Origin of the sequence: Rhodococcus sp. AH-ZY2 (genome assembly GCF_030916465.1) — a bacterium.
Classification (GTDB): Bacteria; Actinomycetota; Actinomycetes; order Mycobacteriales; family Mycobacteriaceae; genus Rhodococcus; species Rhodococcus ruber.
Genome location: NZ_CP126458.1, coordinates 4476877 through 4497610, shown reverse-complemented (window position 1 = coordinate 4497610; position 20734 = coordinate 4476877). Strand labels below are relative to the sequence as shown.

The following is a 20734-nucleotide window of genomic DNA, read 5'->3' as shown; positions in this document are numbered from 1 at the left end:
GCCCTGACCGCCCAAAAGGCACACCGGCGGCGGAGCCGCCTGACGAAGGGAGAACCTATGCCCGCGCCCAAGCTGTTGACCCTGCCCCCGGCGATCACGGAGTCCTGGGACTGGCAGCTGCAGGCCGCCTGCCGGGACGCCGACGCCGCGACGTTCTTCCATCCGGAGAACGAGCGCGGGGAGGCACGCACCGACCGCGTCCGCGCCGCGAAGCGAATCTGCCAGTCCTGTCCCGTGCTGACCCAGTGTCTCCGGCACGCCCTCGAGGCCGGGGAGCGGCACGGCATCTGGGGCGGGATGTCGGAAGAGGAGCGCCGCATCCTGCTGCGCCGGGCGAGCAGGTCACCCCATAGCCTGGAGCCATGGCAGATGGCCGTCTCTCCGAGATCCGCACGGGTGTCCGCGACTCCTGGGCAGTCGGTCTCGGCCTGATCCCGCTCGGCCTCGCGTTCGGGGTCGTGCTCACGCAGGCAGGTTTCGACTGGTGGTGGGCGCCCGTCTTTTCGACGGTGATCTACGCGGGCTCGATGGAGTTCCTCGCCGTCGGCCTGATCGGTGCGGTGACCCCGGTGGCGTCGATCGCGGCGGCGACCCTGCTGGTGAACTTCCGGCACGTGTTCTACGGACTGTCCTTTCCGCTGGAGAAGATCCGCAGCCGGCTCGGGCGGGCGTACGGCGTCTACGCCCTCACGGACGAGACCTACGCCATCGTCGCCACCAAGCGTCGCGACGAGCTGACCGGCGCGCGGATGCTCGCGGTCGCGGCGACGTGCCAGTTGCTGTGGGTCGCGTCCGGGACCGCGGGCGCCCTGCTCGGTGCGGCGCTGCCCGCCGGACTGTCGGGTCTGGAGTTCGCCCTCACGGCGTTGTTCGCCGTGCTCGCGCTCGACGCATTCCGTCTCGGGCGCGACCTGCCGGCGTCGGCCGCCGCGCTGGTGTGCGGCCTCGTCGGGGTGACCGTGTCGAAGGACGGCATGCTGGTGATCTCGCTGGGCCTGTTCGTGGCGTATCTGCTGCTGCGGTTCGTCTACCGCAACAAGGTGGCCCGTGCCTGAGTCGGTACCGGGCGCCGGCTACGTCGTAGGTGCCCTGATCGCGATGTTCGTCGTCACCGTGGGTCTGCGGGCGGTCCCGTTCGCCGCGCTCGCCCGGCTGCGGGAGTCGGATGTGGTGGGCTACCTCGGCGGCGCGATGCCGGCCGGGGTGATGGTCATCCTGGTGATGTACACGCTGCGCGACGTCGGTCCGGCGACGTGGCTACCGGCGGTGCTGGGCCTCGCCGGAACCGTCGCGGTGCACCTGTGGCGGCGGAGCGCGGCGCTGAGCACCGTCGCCGGAACCGCGATCTACGTCCTGGCCGGGGCGTTCTGGAGCTGAGCGGCGCGAGCGCCGGCCGGTGCCGGAACCGTGCCGGGACGGCGGGACCGGGCCGCGACGGCCGCCGCGACGAGCACCACGAGTCCGGTGACGCACTGGGCGTTGCCGAGAGTCTGCTGGATGGCCGACTCGACCCAGCCGTGCGTGGAGGTGTCCTCGAGCAGGTAGTTGGGCCCGACGAGGAAGACCAGCGCGGCCGGCAGCAGCACGGGCCACCACGAGCGGTACCGCGGAGCCAGCGCGACCGCGACGAGCAGCACGCTGTAGGCCCAGTGATGCGTCACCGCGATGGGCGCCGCGAGCAGGGTCGCGAGCGCGATCACCCCGAGCGCGACGACGTGCTCGCCCGATCGGGTGAAGCGGTGGGCGGCCCACAGCGCCCCGAGGACGACGAGTGCGACGCCCGCGAGCCAGGCGGCGGTGTAGGCGTGCCCCTCGACGCCCAGCCGGGCAAGCAGGCCGCTGAGCGCCTGATTGCGGAAGAAGTCCTGGTCCCCGGCCCGGTCGGTGGCCCAGGCCTCGGTGGTCCAGAAGTACACGGAGGACTCCGGGCGGAGCCAGTACGCGAAGCCCGCCACGGCGAGGAACGCACCGAAGGCGCGCGCCGCCGACGGCATGTCCCGCCGGAGCAGGAACAGCACACCGAACGCGGCCGGGGTCACCTTGATCGCGGCGGCGAGGGCGATCCCGACGCCGCGGAACCGCTGCGGGATCACGCCGAGGACGTCGGCGACGACGAGGGCCATGAGGAGGATGTTGATCTGCCCGAACAGGAAGTTGGAGCGGATGGGCTCGAGCCAGAGCGCCACGCCCAGTCCGGCGGTCGCGACCAGGTTCGCGCGACGGACGTCCATGTGCTCGAGCGAGACCTTCAGCACCCACCACACCAGGCCGATCAGGCCTGCGGTCCACAGCACCTGCATCAATGTCGCGTTCAGCAGGGGCAGCGGGGCGAAGAGGAACGCCGCGAACGGCGGATAGATGAAGCGGAAGCCCGAACTGGTGTGGAAGCCCTCGGTGTAGAGGGGGGTGTGGTGCAGGAACGCCCACCCCGCGTCGCGGAAGACCGACAGGTCCATCAGGTATCCGGTGACAGCGTTCTCGAGGTGGATGCCTGCGACCACGGCCGACACGAGCAGCCCTGCCCCCACGAGCAGCGAGTACCCGGGCCGGGCTCGAACTTCGGACAGCAGCACGGACGATCACCTCCGCTTGTCGGGACAGGAACCTCCCGGATACGTTACACAATCGTTGCCTTCGGGGCCGGATACGCGGGTTGCCCGGTCTCCCAGCACGTTTCCGGCCGCTTTGTCCTGTTCGGGCAGTTTCGGCGTGTGTCGTGTATCACGACGTCGTGACGAAATCGCGGTCTCTACCCCGTCGCCTAGACACGGACAGAAATTCCTGTCGTGGGGCGCTGCGACACTGGCCGCATGCCGCGCCGCGTGCCCGAGGAGCTCCTGCCGCATCTGCGCCGCGCCCGTGATCTCGCGGACCGGGAGTACGCGCGACCTCTCGACCTCACCGGGCTCGCCGCCGCCGCGGGGGTCTCGAAGTACCACTTCCTGCGCTGCTTCACCGCCGTGTACGGCAGGACGCCCGGCGTCCACCTCACCGAACGCCGCATCGAGCGGGCGCAGGACCTGCTGCGCGCGACGAATCCGACCGTGACGGAGATCTGTCACCTCGTCGGGTGCAGCAGCCTCGGGTCGTTCAGCACCAGGTTCCGTCGGCTGGTCGGGGTCACCCCCAGCGAGTATCAGGCCGCCTTCGCCGAGTCCGGGGCGCCGCGCATCCCGGGCTGCTGGGTGTTCATGCACGGCTTAGCGACCTCCGCTGAACTGCGCAATTTCGGAGAAGCTCGCACCGTGCCCGTCGCTCTACGGTCGAGACGTGCCACATCACCGATCCGGAGGACACGCCATGATCACGAACATCTCCCTGGTGACCCTCTATGTCACCGATCAGGACGCGGCGAAGAAGTTCTACCTCGACACGCTGGGGTTCGTGGAAACCGCCGACGTGGCGATGGGTGAGGGCTTCCGCTGGGTGACCGTCGCGCACCCGGACCACCCGGAACTCGAGGTGACGCTGATGGTGCCCGGCCCACCCCTGAACCCGGAGATGGCCGGGGCCGTTCGTCGCGCGCTGGCCGACGGCACCATGGGCGGCTTCGGGCTCCGCACCACGGACTGCCGCGCAGCGTACGAGGAGCTCACGGCCAGGGGCGTCGAGTTCACCCAGCCGCCGTCCGAGCGTCCCTACGGGGTCGAGGCGGTGTTCCGGGACAACTCGGGCAACTGGCTCGTGCTGGTGGAACCCCGTGAGTACACGCCCGGCGACTTCCGTTGATTCGGAATTCTTCGCTTCTCTCGGGATTTTCCGAGACAGGGATATAAAGCCGCAGATCCGCGTGCGACGCCACCGCGCCGCGCCGGCGGTACCCTCCTGTGCGGCGCCGGTCCGTCCGGCGCCGTGACGCACGGGAGGGGAACCCATGAGGTGGCAGGCGTCGGCGATCGCCCTGCTCGTGGCGGTGCTGGCGGCGACGCCGGCCCGCGCCGACGAGCCCGCGACGGACGGGGTACCGGGGAGCGGACCGTGTGCCGGCGACACGTGGCGGCACGAGTCGCTGGTCCCGAAGGATCTCGACATTCCGGTGCCGTATCCGGTGATCACCACCGTGCCGTATCCGGCGCCGGAACCGGACCCGGTACGGATCGATCCACCGCCGTTGCCGGTCGATCCGTGCACCGATCCGTGCCCGGACCTGACCGACGAGCCGGCCCATCCGGATCCGGTCTTCCCCCGGATCGCCCTGAAGCCCAGCCCCTTCCACCTCGGCATTCCGGTGCCCGGGGAGGGTGCCGCGCCGCCGCCACCGCCGGCGCCCGAGACCCCGCCGATCGAGCCCGCCCCGCGGGTCCCCGCCCCTCCGGCTCCGCGCGTCGTCGAGGTCGCCACCGTGGCGAAGCAGACCGGTGCCGGGTCCGTCAACCGGACGGACAAGCGCTGGCAGGTGTACGGCACCGATCTCGGCCTCATGTGGGAGTCGGAGCCAGGCCGGATCGCCGTCGCGTTCGGCGACACCGTCGGCCGGGGCTTCCATCCGCCGGGCGGGCAGGGCGGCGACTGGCGCAGCAACGTGCTGGCCTTCTCCACCGACCGGGACCTGACGGACGGGATGAACTTCGACTCGATGATCCAGGACTCGCGATGCCACGCCGCGGAGATCCTCGGCAGCCGCAAGCTCGACAACGTCGAGATCACCACGATCCCGACGTCGGGATTCGCGATCGGCGGCCGCCAGTACCTGACGTACATGTCCATCCGGACGTGGAACAGCATCCCCGGCACGTGGTGGACCAACCACGGGGGCATCGCGTACTCGGACGACGGTGGTTCCACCTGGGTCGAGGATCCGCATGCGAAGTGGGACAACATCTTCGGCGTCACCAACTTTCAGGTGGCCGCGGCGGTGCCGGCGCACGGCTACGTGTACCTGTTCGGCACCCCCAACACCCGGCTCGGCGCGGTGGCGCTGGCCCGGGTGCCCGAGGACCGGGTGCTCGAGCCGCGCGCCTACCAGTACTGGCGCGACGGGAACTGGACCCCCGTCGGCGGATACACCGCGGCGACGCCCGTCGTGCACGGCCCCGCCGGGGAGTTGTCCGTGCGCTACGACGCCGTCGCGGACCGCTGGCAGATGACGTACCTCGACACCGCCGAGGCCGCGATCGTCGTGCGGGAGGCGGAGTCGCCCCAGGGGGCGTGGTCGGAGAGCGCGCGGCTGGTCGGGGTGGAGCAGCACCCCGAGCTGTACGGCGGGTTCATGCATCCGTGGTCGACGGACGAGGACCTGTACTTCATGCTCTCGACGTGGTCGGACTACAACACCTTCCTGCTGCGGGCGAGACTCGACCGTTGAACCACGCGCACATGCGCCCGGACCGAATGTCACACCGGTTCGATGACATCGAACCCATGTGACATTCGGCCACGAGGTTAGCGGCCGGCGGCCTCCTCCAACGCGGCGAGGACCGGGTGCACGTGATCGGGCAGGCCGTCGGGGAGCGGTCCCGGCCATGCCTGCTCGACGTCGCGAACGGACGCGGAGAGGCGGTCGAAGAGCTTCTTGCCCCGCACGCTCAGATAGACCCGGGTCTTCCGGCGATCGTGGGCATCGACCTCGCGGTATACCGCCGCAACGGAGACCAGGCGGTCGACGACCCGAGTGAGTGTCGGCGCCGGGGTCCGGGTCCGATCGCGCAGTTCGGCCATCGTCAGTCCCGGCCGGACCGCGAGTGCCTCGAGTACGAGGAAGTGGTCCATGTTGAGCTCGTCGGACGAGAGGACGGTCTCGATCGACTGTGCGGCGAGGCGTGCGGCGAGGACGAGCGCGGTCGTCGCAGATGCTTCCATCGAGGTGGCAACACCCTTGTCCGACATGACAGCCCCCGAGCTATTGCATAGTTCGCGCCTCGCCAATAATACTTCCAAGTGAAATGATAGCCTACGTGCGGGTCGTGGCCCGCGGTGCCGTGAGGGCATCGACGTGAGCGCGGTGCTCGATCGTGCACGCGCGTCACAGTGGCGCGTGGCCATGGTCGTGCCGCTGCAGGGGCCGGCCGGTCTGTTCGGCCCGTCCTGCGAAGCGGTGAGCGAGTTGGCGGCGCGCGACCTGAATTCGTCGGGCGGCGTCCTCGGTCGCGAGGTCTGTGTCCAGATCGTGGACGGAGGCGGCGACCCCCGGCGGATCGCCACCGAGATTCGTCGTCTCGTGTCCACTCGTGCGATCGATGCGGTCAGCGGCTGGCACATCTCGTCCGTGCGTCATGCCATCGCCCCGGTGGTGACCGGCCGCGTTCCGTACGCCTACACCTCCCTCTACGAGGGAGGTGAGAGCCGAGGCGGCGTCTACTGCTGCGGCGAAACCCCCGCGCAGCAGATCGCGCCTGCGCTGAAATGGCTGCGGGAGAACGTAGGGACGCGGCGCTGGTTCGTCGTCGGGGACGACTACGTATGGCCCCGCGGTTCCCTCGGCGCGATACGCATGTACGCGCACGAGTTCGACCTGCAGATCGTCGGCGAGTCGTTCGTCGACCTCGGGCGCGCCGACATGAGACATGTCGTGGACGCGGTCGCGGCTTCCCGGTGCGACGGGGTGGTGATGCTCCTCGTCGGCCAGGATGCCGTCGAGTTCAACCGGGCCTTCGCGCGGCGAGGACTCGCCGACCGGGTCGTCCGATTCAGCCCTCTCATGGAAGAGAACATGCTGCTTGCGAGTGGGCCGGCGGCGACGAAGAACCTCTACGTCGCCGCCGCCTACTTCCGTTCCCTGGTCGGCGCCGACTCGATGGATCTGCTCACCGGGTACGTAGCGATGCACGGGCCGCACGCGCCCGCGCTGAACAATGCCGCCGAGTCCTGCTACGAAGGCATGAACACCTTGGCCAGTCTCGTGGCCCGCGCCGGAACGGCGGATACGGCCGATCTCGACGACGTGGTGGACGGGACTGCGTTCGACGGACCGCGAGGCCCGGTCGAGTTCCGAAACGGAGTGGCTCGACAGAGGATTCACCTGTCCATCGCTGACGGCGTCGACTTCGAGATCCTCACGTCGTTCTGACGAACACTCGTTGACATGTGTGGCGCGGGCCACTACTTTCATTCGAAACAGTTTCATTTGGAAGTAAGGCGAGGTGTCCGGTGGGCAATGTCGGTTTGCTGTACGTGGGAGCGGTCCTCCTCGTCAACGGGTTGATGCTCCTCTCCGTCGTACCTGTCAGGTCGGCCGCAGTGTTGAACCTGTTCGTCGGCGCACTGCAGTGCGTCATACCTACCGCCCTGCTGATCCAGGCCCAGGGGGACACGGCGGACGTTCTGGCCGCATCCGGCCTGTACCTGTTCGGGTTCACCTATCTGTACGTGGGAATCGTGAACCTGGCCGGACTCGAGCCGCAGGGCATCGGATGGTTCTCCGGCTTCGTCGCGGTCGCCGCCCTCGTCTACTCGGCGTTGTCGTTCACCGTCGTCGGCGACCCCGTCTTCGGGGTCATCTGGCTCTCGTGGGCGTTCCTGTGGGCGTTGTTCTTCCTGGTCCTCGCTCTCGGGTTCGACGGACTCACCCGATTCACGGGATGGGTCGCGATCCTCCTCAGCCAGCCGACATGTACCGTCCCGGCGTTCCTCGCCTTGACCGGCAGCCTCCACGCCACCGCGTTCACCGCGGCCGGGTGGGCGTCGGTCCTCGCCGTCCTCGTGGGGATCGCCGCTGCGCTCGGCTTCCCTGCATCCGCTCGTCCCGACGAAAAGCCTTCCCCCCAATACGGTCCCGTCCACAACTGAGCCCGGCGACCGCGCCGGGCGAACTCGAAGAAGGAGCACGATATGCGACACGGAGACATCTCCTCCAGCAGCGACACCGTCGGCGTGGCGGTGGTCAACTACAAGATGCCGCGCCTGCACGACAAGGCCGGGGTGCTCGACAACGCACGACGCATCGCCGACATGATGATCGGGATGAAGTCGGGTCTGCCCGGACTCGACCTGGTGGTGTTCCCCGAGTACTCGACGCAAGGAATCATGTACGACGAGCAGGAGATGTACGCGACTGCAGCGACCATCCCCGGCGACGAAACGGCGATCTTCTCGGCGGCGTGCCGGGAGGCCGACACGTGGGGCGTCTTCTCGATCACCGGTGAGCAGCACGAAGACCACCCGGCCAAGCCGCCGTACAACACCCTGATCCTGGTGAACAATCGGGGCGACATCGTCCAGAAGTACCGCAAGATCCTGCCCTGGTGCCCGATCGAGGGCTGGTACCCGGGTGACACCACGCACGTCACCGACGGTCCCAAGGGACTGAAGATCTCCCTGATCATCTGCGACGACGGCAACTACCCCGAGATCTGGCGTGACTGCGCGATGAAGGGCGCCGAACTGATCGTGCGTTGCCAGGGCTACATGTACCCCGCGAAAGACCAGCAGGTGCTGATGTCGAAGGCGATGGCGTGGGCGAACAACTGCTACGTCGCCGTCGCGAACGCCGCCGGGTTCGACGGTGTCTACTCCTATTTCGGGCACTCGGCGATCATCGGATTCGACGGACGCACCCTCGGGGAGACCGGGGAAGAGGAGTACGGCATCCAGTATGCCCAGCTGTCGGTCTCGGCCATCCGCGACGCTCGCGAGAACGACCAGTCGCAGAACCACCTCTTCAAGCTGCTGCACCGCGGCTACTCCGGTGTCCACGCGGCCGGCGACGGAGACAAGGGGGTCGCGGACTGCCCGTTCGAGTTCTACAAGCTGTGGGTGACCGATGCTCGGAAGGCGCAGGAACGTGTCGAGGCCATCACGAGAGATACGGTGGGAGTGGCCGACTGCCGAGTCGGTTCGCTGCCCGTCGAAGAGACCGCCGAGGCGTAGCCGCGGATGCCGGGAGCCCAGATGCCCTATCTCACCGACATGTTCCACGACCAGAATCGCACCCGGGTGAAGGTCGCGGAACCGGCCGACGCCCCAGCGGACGAGGGGGATCCGACGATGCTGTCGCACCGGCTCAACGCCTGCATCGTCGGGCAACGGCCCGCGATCGACGCGGTCGTCCGCGCCGTGTCGCTGGCACGGGTCGGCGCGCACGACCCGACCCGTCCCCTCGCCAACATCCTCCTCGTCGGACCCACCGGCGTCGGCAAGACCGAACTCGTCCGTCGAGTCGCGGCGGAGCTGCGGTCCGGACCCGACGACATGTGCCGGATCGACATGAACACGCTCGCCCAAGAGCACTACGCCGCCTCCTTCTCCGGAGCGCCACCCGGGTACGCAGGCAGCAAGGAGTCGTTCACGCTGTTCGACAGGAGCAGGATCGAAGGCGACCCGTACACCCCGGGAATCGTGCTCTTCGACGAGGTGGAGAAGGCGGATACCACCGTTCTGAGGGCGCTCCTGCAGATCCTCGACCACGGGGAACTGCGGCTCGCCAACGGCCAGCAGACGATCTCGTTCCGCAACAGCTACGTGTTCCTCACGTCGAACCTCGGATCCCGCGAGGTGGCACGAAGACGACGCGCCCCGTGGGCGCGGTTGGCTCGCCGCGCCGGATGGGGGCCACGGTCGGAGGGCAGCCGCGTCGTCGTTCGGAACGCGGTGGAACGGTTCTTCGATCCCGAGTTCTTCAACCGCCTCGACGACACGGTGGTGCTGAACGAGTTCGACGACCGGACGGCTGAGGAACTGACGCGCCGGGAGATCGAGATCGTCACACGCCGGCTCGCCCGCCGAGCGATCGCGGTCGACATCGGATCCGACGTCGTCGCCCTCGTCTGCGCCCGTGGATTCGACCCGGTCTACGGAGCACGAGGACTTCGGCGCACCATCCGAAACCTGGTGACCGAACCGATAGCAGCGGCGGTGCTCGAGCATCGGCCGCACGGTTCCACCCGACTGACCTTGTCGGTCACCGCCGGCGACGGCGGGATCCGGGTGACCCGCCGAGCCGCGCCCGGTCACCCTGAACCCTCCTGATTCCCGGACCGAATGTCACACCGGTTCGATGTCATCGAACCGGTGTGACATTCGGCCAGAGCCGCGAGGCTAGGTGCCGGTGATCTCGTCGGGGGTCTGCGGCAGGGACGCGGTCCGCACCTGGGCGGAGTCGAGATCGACCGCGTGCAGCGCGTTGCTCGCCGGGTCCGTGACGTAGGCGGTGTGACCCTGCACGTACAGGGCCGGGCGCGGCGACTGCCACTCGTCGGGTTCGGTCCACGGGGCGAGGACGTCGATGCGCCGGACCGCCGCGCCGCTGTTCTGGTCGATCACGTGCAGCGCGCCGTCGGTGCCCAGGACGAGTGCCTCACCGTGGGGGCCGCGCCCGAGCGAGCGGAACGTGTAGCTGGTGCCGAGATCGACGAGCCGCAGCTCGCCGGTGCGGGTATCGGTGAGCGAAATACGCTGGGGTCGTTCGAGTTCTGCGTCCGGATCGCTCTTGTAGTCGCCGAGAACGACGGGGGATTCCTCGGATCCGGCCTGGTTGCCGATCCGGCCGTACGGGTCCGGCGAGGTGACCTTGGTGATCGTGCCGTCACGGTAGACGAGCAGGCCGTCCTCGCAGCCCAGCACGACGGTCTCGTCGGCGGCGACGGCCTCGCCGTGCACGCCGGGGCACTGCTCGTTGCGGGTGACCTCCCGGCGTTCGGCGTCGAGCACGGCGATGCCGGTGCGGGACTCGCTGTCGCCGAGGGTGACGATCAGGCTGCCGTCGGCCAGCGCGACCGCCACGCCGTGGTGCGCTTCCGGAGTGGTGTACGTGTCGGTCCGGGGCTTGCCGTCGGCGAGCCCCGCGGGGTCGAGGATGTCGATGCGGCCGGTGCCGTCGTCGAAGAGCACGGTCCGGCCCGCGTGCCGGACGACGTGCCCGGGCTTGGTGGCGGCGAACTCGACGTCGGTGAGTGCCGGAGTGCCCGCGTAGTGGTGCGCGTGGTCGCCGTGGGGTTCGGACCAGCTGCCGGTGTCGAGGACGCGGAAGCCGCCGGCGGTGGAGACGAACACGTGCCGGCCGTCGCCGGCGGGATTGAGTCGGTTGAATCCGTCGAGCGGCAGATCGGCGACGACGTCGAGGTCGTTCGCGTCGAGGACGAGGACGCCCCCGTCGTAGGTGAGGGCGAGCCGGGGCTCGGCGGCGGCGACTTCGGCGGGCGCGGCCGAGGTGGTGGCGGGCGCGGCGGTGTCGTCGGCGGTGGAGGTGGCGCAGCCGGCCAGGAGCGCGGTGGCGCAGCCGGCCAGGAGCACGGTGGCCAGCCCTGCGGTGAGCGCGAGGCTTCGGGAGGACGTCATGCCGGAACATCTACGCCTTATTGCAAACGAATGTCAAAGTCTATTATGCGAATGCCTGCATCCGCGACACGCGGCGGCAGGAGGGAGGCGTCCGTACGCGACGCCGTTACCATCGACCGATGGACCCGGTCCGCAACCCGTACGCTCCCGGCGCGGGGCAGCGTCCGCCCGAGCTCGCCGGCCGGGCGAAGCAGCTCGACGCCTTCGACGTGGTGCTCGAACGGATCGCCCGCGGCCGACCCGAACGCAGCGTCGTGCTCACCGGGCTGCGCGGCGTCGGCAAGACGGTCCTGCTCAATCAGCTTCGCTCCGCGGCGATCTCGCGGAGCTGGGGCACCGGCAAGATCGAGGCCCGGCCCGATCAGGACCTGCGCAGGCCGCTGTCGTCGGCGCTGCACATGGCCGTGCGTGAGATCGCTCCGGCCCACCCGCACCCCGAATCGGTCGAGTACTTCCTCGGCGTGCTGAAGTCGTTCGCGTTGCGGGCGACCGCGGACAAGGGCATGCGCGAACGGTGGCAGCCCGGCATCGACGCCCCCGCCGTCAAGGGGCGCGCCGACACCGGGGACCTCGAGATCGATCTCGTCGAGCTGCTGATCGACGCCTCCGGGCTCGCCCGCGACGTGGGGGTGGGCATCGCGCTGTTCGTCGACGAGATGCAGGACCTCGGCGCGGGGGACATCTCCGCGATCTGCGGGGCGTGTCACGAACTGAGCCAGGACGCCGCGCCCCTCATCGTGGTCGGCGCCGGCCTGCCCCACCTCCCGGCGGTGCTGTCCGCGTCGAAGAGCTACTCGGAGCGGCTGTTCAGCTACCACCGGATCGACCGGCTCGACCGCGGCTCCGCCGACGTCGCGCTCCTCGCGCCGGCCGAGCGCGAGGGCGTGACCTTCACGGCCGAAGCGCTCGACGCGCTCTACGAGACCGCCGACGGATACCCCTACTTCGTCCAGGCCTACGGCAAGGCGACGTGGGACGTCGCGGCGACGAGCCCCATCACCGCCGACGACGTGCGGGTCGGCGCGCCCGCCGCCGAAGAGGAACTGGCCGTCGGGTTCTTCGGCTCCCGGTACGAACGCGCCACGCCCGCCGAGCGCGAGTACATGCGCGCGATGGCCGACCTCTCCGGCGACGACGGTCCCGTCGCGACGTCCAAGATCGCAGCCGAACTCGGTCGCAAGCCGGCGTCGCTGTCGCCCGCGCGCGACGGACTCATCAAGAAGGGGCTCATCTATTCCGCCGAGCGGGGCTTCATCGGATTCACCGTGCCGCACTTCGGACGGTATCTGCGCGCTCAGCACGACTGAGTTGCAGTCGGATTCGCTGCAGGGCCCGGTGCTGGGCGATGCGGACCGCGCCGACCGACGTGCCGAGCAGCGCGGCGGTGCGTTCGGCGCTGTAGCCCTGCAGGATCCGCAGCTGCACCACGCGGCGCTGCTGCTCCGGCAGTAGTGTGAGTTGCCGGCGGACCGCGGACCGCAGCTCCTCGTCGAGGACGCCCTCCTCCGGTCCGGGGCCGGCGACGTCGTGCAGCGGTGTCACGGTGCGCGCGGCCTTGCGCCGGACGTCCGCGACCTTGTGCGTGGCGATGCCGAAGGCGAAGCGCAGCAGCGACGCACCGCGATCCTGGTAGCGCGGGAGCGCCCGGGTCAGGGCGAGGCACACCTCCTGGGCGACGTCCTCGGCGGGGGTGTGCGCGCGGGTCCCCTCGTCCATGCGTGCGGCGCAGAAGTTCAGCACATGGGGGCGAACGGAACTCACCACCACGCCGACGGCGTGCGGTTCACCGGCGACGGCGCGCGGTACCCATCGGCGGAGCAGTTCCTCGGTTTCGATGCGGTGCACGGGGTGTCCTCTCGGGCGGTGGAAGGTGGGGAGTTCCACCATCCGTCGCCCGGGCGCCCCGGGCCAGGACCCCTGGGGTGGTTACTCCTCCACCCACCGCACGGTGTCGTCCAGGCTCGCCCGGTCGGTGCGGCAGGTGTTGGCGGGGTGGCTCTCGTCGGCGTATCCGAAGGAGATCGCGCACACGATGTCGCGCTCGGTGGAAATGCCGAGTTCGCGGCGGACGGCGCCGGCGGTCATCGCGACGGCGGCCTGCGGGACGGCGGCGATGCCGAGGGCCTGCGCGGCGAGGAGCAGGGTGGCGACGTACCCACCGCAGTCGACCGCGCCGTAGGTGCCGAGGGCCTTGTCGGTCGTGACGATCGCGACGTGCGGGGCTCCGAAGAAGCGGTAGTTCTCGAGCATCTGCTCGGTGCGGCGGGCGTAGTCGTCGCGGGCGATGCCGAGGCTGTTGTAGAGGGCGTAACCGGCGCCGCGGCGACGCTCGGCGTACACCCCGCGGTACTCGGCGGGGCCGGGGATGTCCGGGTCGAGCCGACCGGAGGCCGCCTGCTCGTACACCGCGCTCCGTAGCCGCTCGACGGCGTCCCCGCCGACCAGGACGACCTCCCACGGCTGGGAGTTGCACCAGGACGGGGTGCGCTGCGCCATGCGCAGCATCGTCTCGATGTCCTCGCGGGGTACCGGTTTGGACAGGAACGCCCGGCAGGAATAGCGGGTGTCGAGCAGTGCCGAGAGCGAGGCGCCGTGGTCGATCGTCATGTGACCAGGGTCGCACAGGCACCTGTATAGCGCTCGTTCAGGCCCGTCGTGCGGGACCGGCGGTGAGGTAGTTCTCCCGGTCGAACCGCCGGGTCCGGAGCCGGTATCCCCAGGACGAGGCCGGCCACAGCGACCGGTTGACCTCGCCGCGGTCCAGGTACCAGCTCCGGCACCCGCTGGTCCACACGGTGCCCGACGAGCGTCGGCGCATCTCGTCGGCGAACTCCCGCTGCGCGGCGGCCCGCACCTCGAGAGCGGCGCCCTCCCGGTCGGCGGCGTCCATCGCGGCGGCGACGTAGCGGAGCTGGCTCTCGATCATGAACAGCAGCGAGGTGTGGCCGATACCGGTGTTGGGACCGCCGAGCAGGAACGCGTTGGGGAACCCGGCCACGGTCGTGCCCAGGTGCGCCGACGCGCCGTCGCGGCCCCACCGCTCGAGCAGGGTGCGGCCGTCGCGACCGACCACCGGCAGGCCCGCGAGGGCGGCGGAGACCCGGAATCCGGTCGCGTACACCAGGACGTCGACCGCGTGGTCCCGGCCGTCGGCGGTGCGCACGCCGTGCGGGCGCAGTTCCGCGATCGGGCTGGTGACCACCGTGCTGGAGTCCCGGGCGAGTGCGGGATAGTAGCTGTCGGAGAACAGGATTCGCTTGCAGCCGATCCGGTGCCGCGGGGTCAGGACGCGACGCAGGTCCGGGTCGGGCACCTGCCGGTGCAGGTGCCGCAGCGCCCGGGACTCGAGGCGGGTGAGCCGACGGCCGGACCCGGTGAGCGCGGGGACGAGCGCTTCGCCGCGCCAGTACTCGACCGTCCGGCGCGCCCGGTGCGGCAGCGGCAGGCGCTGTTCGCGGCGCGGCAGCACCCAGGCGGGCGTGCGCTGGAACAGGGTGAGGTGGTCGGCGACGTCCGCGAGATGCGGAATCACCTGGGCGGCGCTCGCGCCGGTCCCGATCACGCCCACGCGCCGCCCGGGGAGGTGGGCGTCGTGGTCCCACCGGGCGGTGTGGAAGGCGGGGCCGCCGAAGGAGCCGTCGAGGCGGGGGACCTGCGGGACGTTCAGGGCGCCGGTGGCCAGGACGAGGAATCGGGCCGCGTAGTCCGGGCCGCGGTCGGTGCGCACGTGCCAGCGGCCCGTCGTCTCGTCCCACCGGCATCCGACGGCGGCCGTGCGGTACACGATCCGGTCGGCGAGTCCGTTCTCTGCGGCGAACGCGTGCAGGTGCGCGAGGATCTCGGGCTGGGTCGCGCGGCCGCGGGCCCAGGCGGCCTGGGGTGCGGACGAGTACGAGTACAGGGCGGGATGGATGTCGCACTCGCACCCCGGGTAGGTGTTGTCGCGCCAAGTCCCGCCGAGGGCGCCGTCGCGTTCGAGGACGAGGACGTCGCGTCCGCGTTGCCGCAGGTGTGCGGCGGCACCGAGCCCGGCGAAGCCGGCTCCGACCACGAGTGCTTCGGCTTCGATCACTTGAACAGTGTGCAAGTTGCGGGTTCACCAGGCAAATCGGGAAGTATTTCGCCTTCTTGCTCGTGTCCGAGAGTGCCGGATATTTCCCGATCAGACCACGTCCTCCTCGTTGCCCGGGGTGACGCGGCGCAGTCCCCGGTACGCGTCGGCGGGGGAGCGGCGGCCGGCCACGACGGCCTCGACCTCGGCGGCGATGGGCATCTCCACGTCGTACTCGCGCGCGAGTTCCATCACCGTCGGGGCGGTCTTCACGCCCTCCGCGACCTGGCCCAGCCGGGCCACCGCCTCGTCGAGGGTGAGTCCGCTCGCGAGGGCCTCGCCGATCCGGCGGTTGCGCGACGCGGGGCTCGTGCACGTCGCGATCAGGTCGCCCATCCCGGTCAGGCCTGCGAACGTCCGCGGGTTGGCTCCCATCACCTCGCCGAGCCGGGTCATCTCGGCGAGCCCCCGGGTGAGCACCATCGCCCGGGTGTTGTCGCCGACCCGCAGCCCCTCGGCCATGCCTGCCGCGATCGCGACGATGTTCTTGAGGACCCCGCCCAGTTCGCAGCCGAGGACGTCGGTGTTGCGGTACACGCGGAAGACCTTCGAGGCGAACAGCGGTTGCAGGGCCGCCGCGACGCGTTCGTCCGCGGTGGCCACCACGGCGGCCGCCGCCATCCCGTCGGCAACCTCTCCGGCGATGTTCGGCCCGGCCAGCAGTCCCACCGGGTGACCGGGCAGGCATTCGCCGATCACCTCGGTCGGTCGCAGGCGGGTGCCCGGTTCGAGTCCCTTCGCCAGCGAGAGGATCGGCACCCAGGCCCGCACCTCGTTCGAGATCTCGGCGAGGGTGGTGCGGACGGCGTGGGACGGCACCCCGACCACCAGCACGTCGGCCTCGTGCGCGGCCTCGAGGAGGTCCGAGGTGGCGCGAAGGTTGGCCGGCAGGGTTCGCTCGCCGAGGTACCGGGTGTTGCGGTGCTCCTCGTCGATCTCCCGGGCGGTGTCCGGGTTGCGGGACCAGAGCAGGGTCGGGGTGTTGCGAGCCGACAGTCCTGCGACGGTGGTACCCCACGAACCGGAACCGAGGACGACGACGCGAACCGGACGTGCCATGGGTTGTGGATCCTGTCTGCGCGGAGGGACGGTACGGCCTCAGGGTGTCAGTTCGCCCGTCCCGGCGCCGGATTTTCGCGGTTTGCCCGTCCTCTGTCGCCGTCGTCCCGCATGTGCGCATGCGCACACTGGCATGATTCATACCCCAGGGGGTATATTGACGGCAGATTCCGATCATCCCCCGAGGAGGACGCCCATGTGTTACCCCGTCACCTGCTCCAAGTGCGGAAAGACCGGCTGGGGCGGCTGCGGCCAGCACGTCGACAGCGTGATGAAGTCCGTAGCGGTCACCGAGCGGTGCACCTGCGACCAGGACTCCGCTCCCGAGGCGAAGTCCGGCTTCCTCTCCTCGCTGTTCGGTCGCTGAGGGCCGGCGGGTGCGTTCGCGCACCCGCCGGTGTCACCGGGTCCAGTCGTCCCGCTCGAGCAGCCGCGACACGAGCACCCCGGCCACCAGCCCCCAGAACGCCGCACCGATGTTCCAGAACGTCACGTTCGCGGCCGTGACGACGAACGCCACCAGCGCCCCCATCGTGTACTTCGAGGCGAACGCCGTCACGAACGCGCCCTGCAACGCCCGCAGCATCGCCAGACCCCCGAGGGTCGCGACGAACGCTGCCGGCGCGGCCGTCATCCACCGCACGAACAGCGGCGCGAACAACCCGAACACGATCGAGTACAGCCCGAAGCACACGGCCGCCGTGTACTGGCGGCTCCGCTCCCCGGACGCGGTGAGCAGCGCGTTCGTCGGACCGGTCAGGCACGTCGACACCGCACCCACGCAGGCCGCGCCCAGCGACCACACCCCGCACGCGATCGTGGTGACGTTGATCGGAGGCCGGTGCCCGGCCGCCGTGAGCACGGCGATGCCCTGCCCGTTCTGCACCACCAGCACGGTGATCGCCAGGGGAATCACCAACTCCAGCAACGCCGTCCAGGTGAACACCGGTGCGGTGAAGACTGGCGACGCGAAGATGCCCGATCCGCCCGGGGCGGGCGAGAAGCGCCCCGACGCGGACACCGCCACCGCCCCGGCGATCAGCGCCCCCAGGATCGGTGGCAACCACCGGCCGATCCGCCCGAACGCGCTCAACGCCAGGAACGTCAGCACCATGGGCGCCGCGATCGCGACGTCCGCGCCGAGCGCGGCCACCAGGTCCACGCCGAACTTCAGGAAGACGCCCGCCACCATCGCCATGACGATCGGCATCGGCAGCGCCTCCATCACCCGTCGCACCAGTCCGGACGCCCCCAGCACCAGCACCAGCAGGCCGGTGACCAGGAACGCGCCGATCACCTCCGGCCAGGACAGGTGCCCCAGCGATCCGCCGACGAGGATCGTGCCCGGAATCGTCCAGGCGAAGCCGAGAGGCTGCCGGTAGGCGACGCTCATTGCGATCGTCAGCACCCCGTTGAGAACGAAGATCCCGAAGATCCACGACGCGAGTTCGGCCGCGCCGAGCCCACCGGCCGCTCCCGCCGCGAGGACGACCGCGACCGGGCCCGTCGACGAGAACACCAGGCCGATCACGCCGTTCGCCGCGTACTCGACGCCGAGATCCCGCAGCACCCGGCGCGGCCGGGTGAGGGGCCGGGCAGGCCGCTCGAGCAGATCGGTATCGCCGGGGGCAGTGGTCTTCTCGTCGACTGCTGTCATTCGCTTCCTCACTCCTCCTCACGGAACCGGGCGGCGAGCTCGCTGCGCGAACGGATGCCGAGCTTCGCGTAGACCCGGGTCAGGTGGTACTGCACCGTCTTCACCGACAGGAACAGCTCACCCGCCACGTCTTTGTTGGTGTTGCCCGCGGCCACCAGCGCGGCGACCGCCTTCTCCTGCGGCGTCAACGCCGCCAGATCCATGTGCGACCGGCGCGTACCGTCGCCGCTCGCCTTCAACCCACCGGCCTTGAGCTCGCGGTCGCAGCGCTGCACGTACGACGTCGCGCCGAGCGTCGCATACAGTTCCCGGGCGGTGCGCATCACCGCGTCCGCCTCCCGTCGCCGCCCGGCCCGCCGCAGCGTCTGGCCGTACGCGAAGTTCACCCGTGCCCGGTCGTACGGCAACGACAACGTCGCCAGGTTCTCGAGCGCCGCTTCGAAGGTCTCGCGTGCGGCGTCGATGTCCCCGCGCGCCCCGTGGATCCGTCCGCGCACGTATCCGAGCCGCGCCCGGGCGGACAGGTGCCCCCGCGAGCCGGCCAGGTCCTCGAACGGACGGAGGAATTCGTCGGCCTCGTCGACGCGTCCGGTCATCACGAGGGCATTCGCATACAGGTCCGGCCACGGCCAGAAACCCGGCTCCACCAACGCCTGTCGTCGATGCGCGGTGAGCGGCGCGAGGTGCCGCAGGACGCCGTCGTAGTCGGCGGCGACCTCGGCGCACTGGGCGGCCGCGAGGCAGGCCGGGACTACCATGACGGCGTAGTCGGTGGCGCCCGCGCGGCCACGTCGCAGGTGCTCGCGGGCCAGAGTCCAGTCGCCCCGCAGGGCATGCACCTGGGCACCCGTCCAATGCACCAGTGGCCGAAGCAGATCCAGGCCCGCGGTGTCGAGCTGTGCGGCGGCGCGGTCGACCGTGCGGACGGCGTCGTCCCAGGCGCCGAGCGCGAACTCGGTGCGGGCCAGCCACGCCTGCGCCCACAGCGAGATCCGGATCGATCCCCCGCGGAAGACCGTCGGTTCCGCACTCTCCAGTTCCGCTCGGGCCCGCTCCGGCTCGTCGAGCGCGAGCGCCAGCCAGCCCTCCGCCATGCGGATGCGCTGGCCCTGGGCGCCCAGCCGCACGCTCTCCGGCAGCGCGGCGTACGAGGCGCGGGCCTCGTCGACGTGGCCGGTCATGGCCAGGCCGAGCCCCCGGATCGCGGCCGACTCGACGGCGGCGGGCGTGTCCGCGGCGACGAGGGACGACGCACGGTCGGCCCATTCGACGAGGCCTGCCCCGTCGAGCCGGGCCAGCGAGTGCAGCACCATGCGCTGGCAGATCATCGCCCCCAGGTCCGGGTCCCGGGCCGGGTCCGGGAGCAGTTGCCATGCGCGGCCGAGGAGTTGGGCGGCCTCGTCCTGCCGCCCACGCTGAATGGCGAGATAGCCGAGCACCACGTCGCGCATGGAACCGTCGGGCGCGGTCTCGACGGCCGGAACGAACGTCAGCGCCTGGGGCAGGTCCGCCGCGCCGGTGAGCGCGTCGACACCGCGGATCAGCCGCTGCGCGCGCTGGTCGCGGTCGGGGCTGATGCCGCTCGCGACGATCAGCGCCTCGGCGGCATCCGACCAGGCGCCGACGGCGGCGCGGCGCCGGCCGTACCGGTCGAGGCGGTCTGCCAGGTCCGCGTCGGCGGTGGCGGTGGCGGACACCAGGTGGGTGAGCGCGGCCCCCTCGTCGTCGACCAGTTCGGCGGCGCGGGCGTTGAGGTCGCGCCAGCGGGCGGGGCCGATGTCGTCGGCGACGGCGGCGCGGGTCATCGGATCCGGGAAGACGAGGGTGACCGTGCCGCGCTGTTCGCGCCGGCGCAGCACTCCGGCGGTGTGTGCGGCGTCGAGCGCCGCGGTCGGGTCCGCCAGCCCGGCCAGTGCCGCCGCCTGGGTCAGGGTGCATTCCGGGCCGAGGACGGCCGCCGCCTCCACGAGGGCCCGGGTCTCGGCGGGGCAGCGGTCCAGCGTGCGGCGCACGGCACCCGCTCGTTCCTGCGGGGCCGGGAACCGGGCCTGCCAGTGCTGCCACTGGTCGCGGGGGATCTCGTCGAGCAACTGCAGAACCGGACGGGGGGTGCCGTGGGTGTGCTCGAACAGCCGCCGCGCGGTCCACGGCGACAGGTCCACCCCGATGCGGGTGAGGGCGAGCTGGGCGATGTCCTGCGGCCCGAGCGGTCCCACGTGCACGGAGACGGCACGGTGATGGTCGAGCACCTGCCGGGTGCCGTCCGGGATCGTGTCCGGCAGCGGGTCCACGATCACCAGCAGGACGAGCAACTGCCTGCCGTGCGCCCGGCGGACGGCCGACGACAGGGCTTGCAGGGACTCGGAATCGGACCAGTGGGCGTCGTCGACGACGAGGACGGTGGGATCGTCCACCAGGGACAACAACTCGTGCGCCACCTCCACCGGATCACGTCCGGTGGCGGGGGCCTGCAGCAGTTGCTCGACGGTGCTCCACGCGCGCCGCGCCTCCCACGGGACACCCGCGGACGTGCGCACCTGCCAGTCGTCGAGCAGCTCGGTGAATCGTTGCACCAGAGCGGACTTGCCGATACCCGGCGGACCCTCGACGAGGGCGAGCACGGGTGAACCGGCTCGCGCCTCGCCGAGGTGACGGTCGAGCTCGGAGAGCTCCCGGGTACGTCCGACCAACATGGT

Annotated in this window: 20 protein-coding genes and 1 pseudogene; 12 read left to right on the top strand and 9 right to left on the bottom strand. The window is 70.5% G+C overall.

The window, feature by feature from the left end; all coding sequences use genetic code 11:
• The first annotated feature begins 57 nt into the window (after window positions 1–57).
• The 3 genes from QNA09_RS21635 to QNA09_RS21625 are packed head-to-tail and all read left to right on the top strand — an operon-like array spanning window position 58 to window position 1377.
• Window positions 58–432 (top strand): WhiB family transcriptional regulator, encoded by a 375-nt coding sequence (locus QNA09_RS21635; protein WP_017679785.1) that lies wholly within the window; start codon window positions 58–60, stop codon window positions 430–432.
• Window positions 363–1055 carry an AzlC family ABC transporter permease gene (locus QNA09_RS21630; protein WP_040271036.1) on the top strand — a complete coding sequence of 231 codons (693 nt, stop codon included), beginning with the start codon at window positions 363–365 and terminating at the stop codon, window positions 1053–1055. The genes QNA09_RS21635 and QNA09_RS21630 overlap by 70 nt, the downstream gene beginning before the upstream one ends.
• On the top strand, window positions 1048–1377 hold the full coding sequence (locus QNA09_RS21625) for a branched-chain amino acid transporter permease (RefSeq protein WP_003934551.1): 330 nt from the start codon (window positions 1048–1050) through the stop codon (window positions 1375–1377). The genes QNA09_RS21630 and QNA09_RS21625 overlap by 8 nt, the downstream gene beginning before the upstream one ends.
• Here the strand turns inward: QNA09_RS21625 and QNA09_RS21620 are convergent.
• A complete protein-coding gene (locus QNA09_RS21620; protein WP_010596941.1) occupies window positions 1347–2573 on the bottom strand; it encodes a glycosyltransferase 87 family protein in 1227 nt (408 codons plus the stop codon). The two genes, QNA09_RS21625 and QNA09_RS21620, sit on opposite strands and share 31 nt — an antisense overlap.
• A gap of 237 nt (window positions 2574–2810) precedes the next feature.
• Here QNA09_RS21620 and QNA09_RS21615 point away from each other — a divergent pair.
• The 3 genes and pseudogenes from QNA09_RS21615 to QNA09_RS21605 all read left to right on the top strand — a co-directional run.
• Window positions 2811–3206: pseudogene (locus tag QNA09_RS21615) on the top strand (helix-turn-helix transcriptional regulator); the annotation flags it as partial.
• Between the two features lie 94 nt (window positions 3207–3300).
• Window positions 3301–3729 carry a VOC family protein gene (locus tag QNA09_RS21610; RefSeq protein ID WP_048771462.1) on the top strand — a complete coding sequence of 143 codons (429 nt, stop codon included), beginning with the start codon at window positions 3301–3303 and terminating at the stop codon, window positions 3727–3729.
• 145 nt (window positions 3730–3874) lie between these two features.
• Complete coding sequence (locus tag QNA09_RS21605; RefSeq protein ID WP_119700136.1) at window positions 3875–5305, top strand: DUF4185 domain-containing protein; 1431 nt, start codon at window positions 3875–3877, stop codon at window positions 5303–5305.
• 77 nt (window positions 5306–5382) lie between these two features.
• Here QNA09_RS21605 and QNA09_RS21600 read toward each other — a convergent pair whose 3' ends face one another.
• Window positions 5383–5826: a MarR family winged helix-turn-helix transcriptional regulator gene (locus QNA09_RS21600; RefSeq protein WP_017679781.1), complete on the bottom strand. Its 444-nt coding sequence runs from the start codon at window positions 5824–5826 to the stop codon at window positions 5383–5385.
• A gap of 154 nt (window positions 5827–5980) precedes the next feature.
• On the opposite strand from QNA09_RS21600, the gene QNA09_RS21595 reads away from it, so the two are divergent.
• The 4 genes from QNA09_RS21595 (at window position 5981) to QNA09_RS21580 (ending at window position 9903) form a co-directional block, all read left to right on the top strand.
• Window positions 5981–7006 (top strand): substrate-binding domain-containing protein, encoded by a 1026-nt coding sequence (locus QNA09_RS21595; protein WP_048771466.1) that lies wholly within the window; start codon window positions 5981–5983, stop codon window positions 7004–7006.
• A gap of 80 nt (window positions 7007–7086) precedes the next feature.
• Complete coding sequence (locus QNA09_RS21590) at window positions 7087–7725, top strand: AmiS/UreI family transporter (protein WP_010596947.1); 639 nt, start codon at window positions 7087–7089, stop codon at window positions 7723–7725.
• A 42-nt stretch (window positions 7726–7767) separates the two neighbouring features.
• Entirely contained in the window at window positions 7768–8805 is a 1038-nt protein-coding gene (locus QNA09_RS21585; RefSeq protein WP_017679779.1) for an aliphatic amidase, read from the top strand.
• Between the two features lie 21 nt (window positions 8806–8826).
• Complete coding sequence (locus QNA09_RS21580; RefSeq protein ID WP_119700344.1) at window positions 8827–9903, top strand: AAA family ATPase; 1077 nt, start codon at window positions 8827–8829, stop codon at window positions 9901–9903.
• A gap of 69 nt (window positions 9904–9972) precedes the next feature.
• Here the strand turns inward: QNA09_RS21580 and aztD are convergent, their stop codons facing one another.
• Window positions 9973–11211 (bottom strand): zinc metallochaperone AztD, encoded by a 1239-nt coding sequence (gene aztD / locus QNA09_RS21575; protein WP_010596880.1) that lies wholly within the window; start codon window positions 11209–11211, stop codon window positions 9973–9975.
• Window positions 11212–11330: 119 nt separating this feature from the next.
• On the opposite strand from aztD, the gene QNA09_RS21570 reads away from it, so the two are divergent.
• Window positions 11331–12518: an AAA family ATPase gene (locus QNA09_RS21570; protein ID WP_119700135.1), complete on the top strand. Its 1188-nt coding sequence runs from the start codon at window positions 11331–11333 to the stop codon at window positions 12516–12518.
• Here QNA09_RS21570 and QNA09_RS21565 read toward each other — a convergent pair.
• The 4 genes from QNA09_RS21565 to QNA09_RS21550 form a co-directional block, all read right to left on the bottom strand.
• Complete coding sequence (locus tag QNA09_RS21565) at window positions 12472–13056, bottom strand: sigma-70 family RNA polymerase sigma factor (RefSeq protein WP_210063105.1); 585 nt, start codon at window positions 13054–13056, stop codon at window positions 12472–12474. The two genes, QNA09_RS21570 and QNA09_RS21565, sit on opposite strands and share 47 nt — an antisense overlap.
• 81 nt (window positions 13057–13137) lie before the next feature.
• Window positions 13138–13818, bottom strand: coding sequence for a nitroreductase (locus QNA09_RS21560; protein WP_010596883.1), 681 nt, complete (start codon window positions 13816–13818; stop codon window positions 13138–13140).
• 37 nt (window positions 13819–13855) lie between these two features.
• On the bottom strand, window positions 13856–15283 hold the full coding sequence (locus tag QNA09_RS21555; RefSeq protein ID WP_010596884.1) for an NAD(P)/FAD-dependent oxidoreductase: 1428 nt from the start codon (window positions 15281–15283) through the stop codon (window positions 13856–13858).
• Between the two features lie 90 nt (window positions 15284–15373).
• The gene (locus QNA09_RS21550; protein WP_010596885.1) at window positions 15374–16381 is read right to left on the bottom strand and encodes an NAD(P)H-dependent glycerol-3-phosphate dehydrogenase; all 1008 of its coding nucleotides are present in this window, start codon (window positions 16379–16381) and stop codon (window positions 15374–15376) included.
• 196 nt (window positions 16382–16577) lie between these two features.
• On the opposite strand from QNA09_RS21550, the gene QNA09_RS21545 reads away from it, so the two are divergent.
• Window positions 16578–16748 (top strand): hypothetical protein, encoded by a 171-nt coding sequence (locus tag QNA09_RS21545; RefSeq protein WP_017679775.1) that lies wholly within the window; start codon window positions 16578–16580, stop codon window positions 16746–16748.
• Between the two features lie 33 nt (window positions 16749–16781).
• On the opposite strand, the gene QNA09_RS21540 is transcribed toward QNA09_RS21545, so the two are convergent.
• Together QNA09_RS21540 and QNA09_RS21535 are read right to left on the bottom strand one after the other, a co-directional pair.
• Window positions 16782–18038 carry a benzoate/H(+) symporter BenE family transporter gene (locus QNA09_RS21540; protein WP_040271022.1) on the bottom strand — a complete coding sequence of 419 codons (1257 nt, stop codon included), beginning with the start codon at window positions 18036–18038 and terminating at the stop codon, window positions 16782–16784.
• A gap of 8 nt (window positions 18039–18046) precedes the next feature.
• Window positions 18047–20731: an AAA family ATPase gene (locus QNA09_RS21535; RefSeq protein ID WP_308072481.1), complete on the bottom strand. Its 2685-nt coding sequence runs from the start codon at window positions 20729–20731 to the stop codon at window positions 18047–18049.
• Between the last annotated feature and the right edge of the window lie 3 nt (window positions 20732–20734).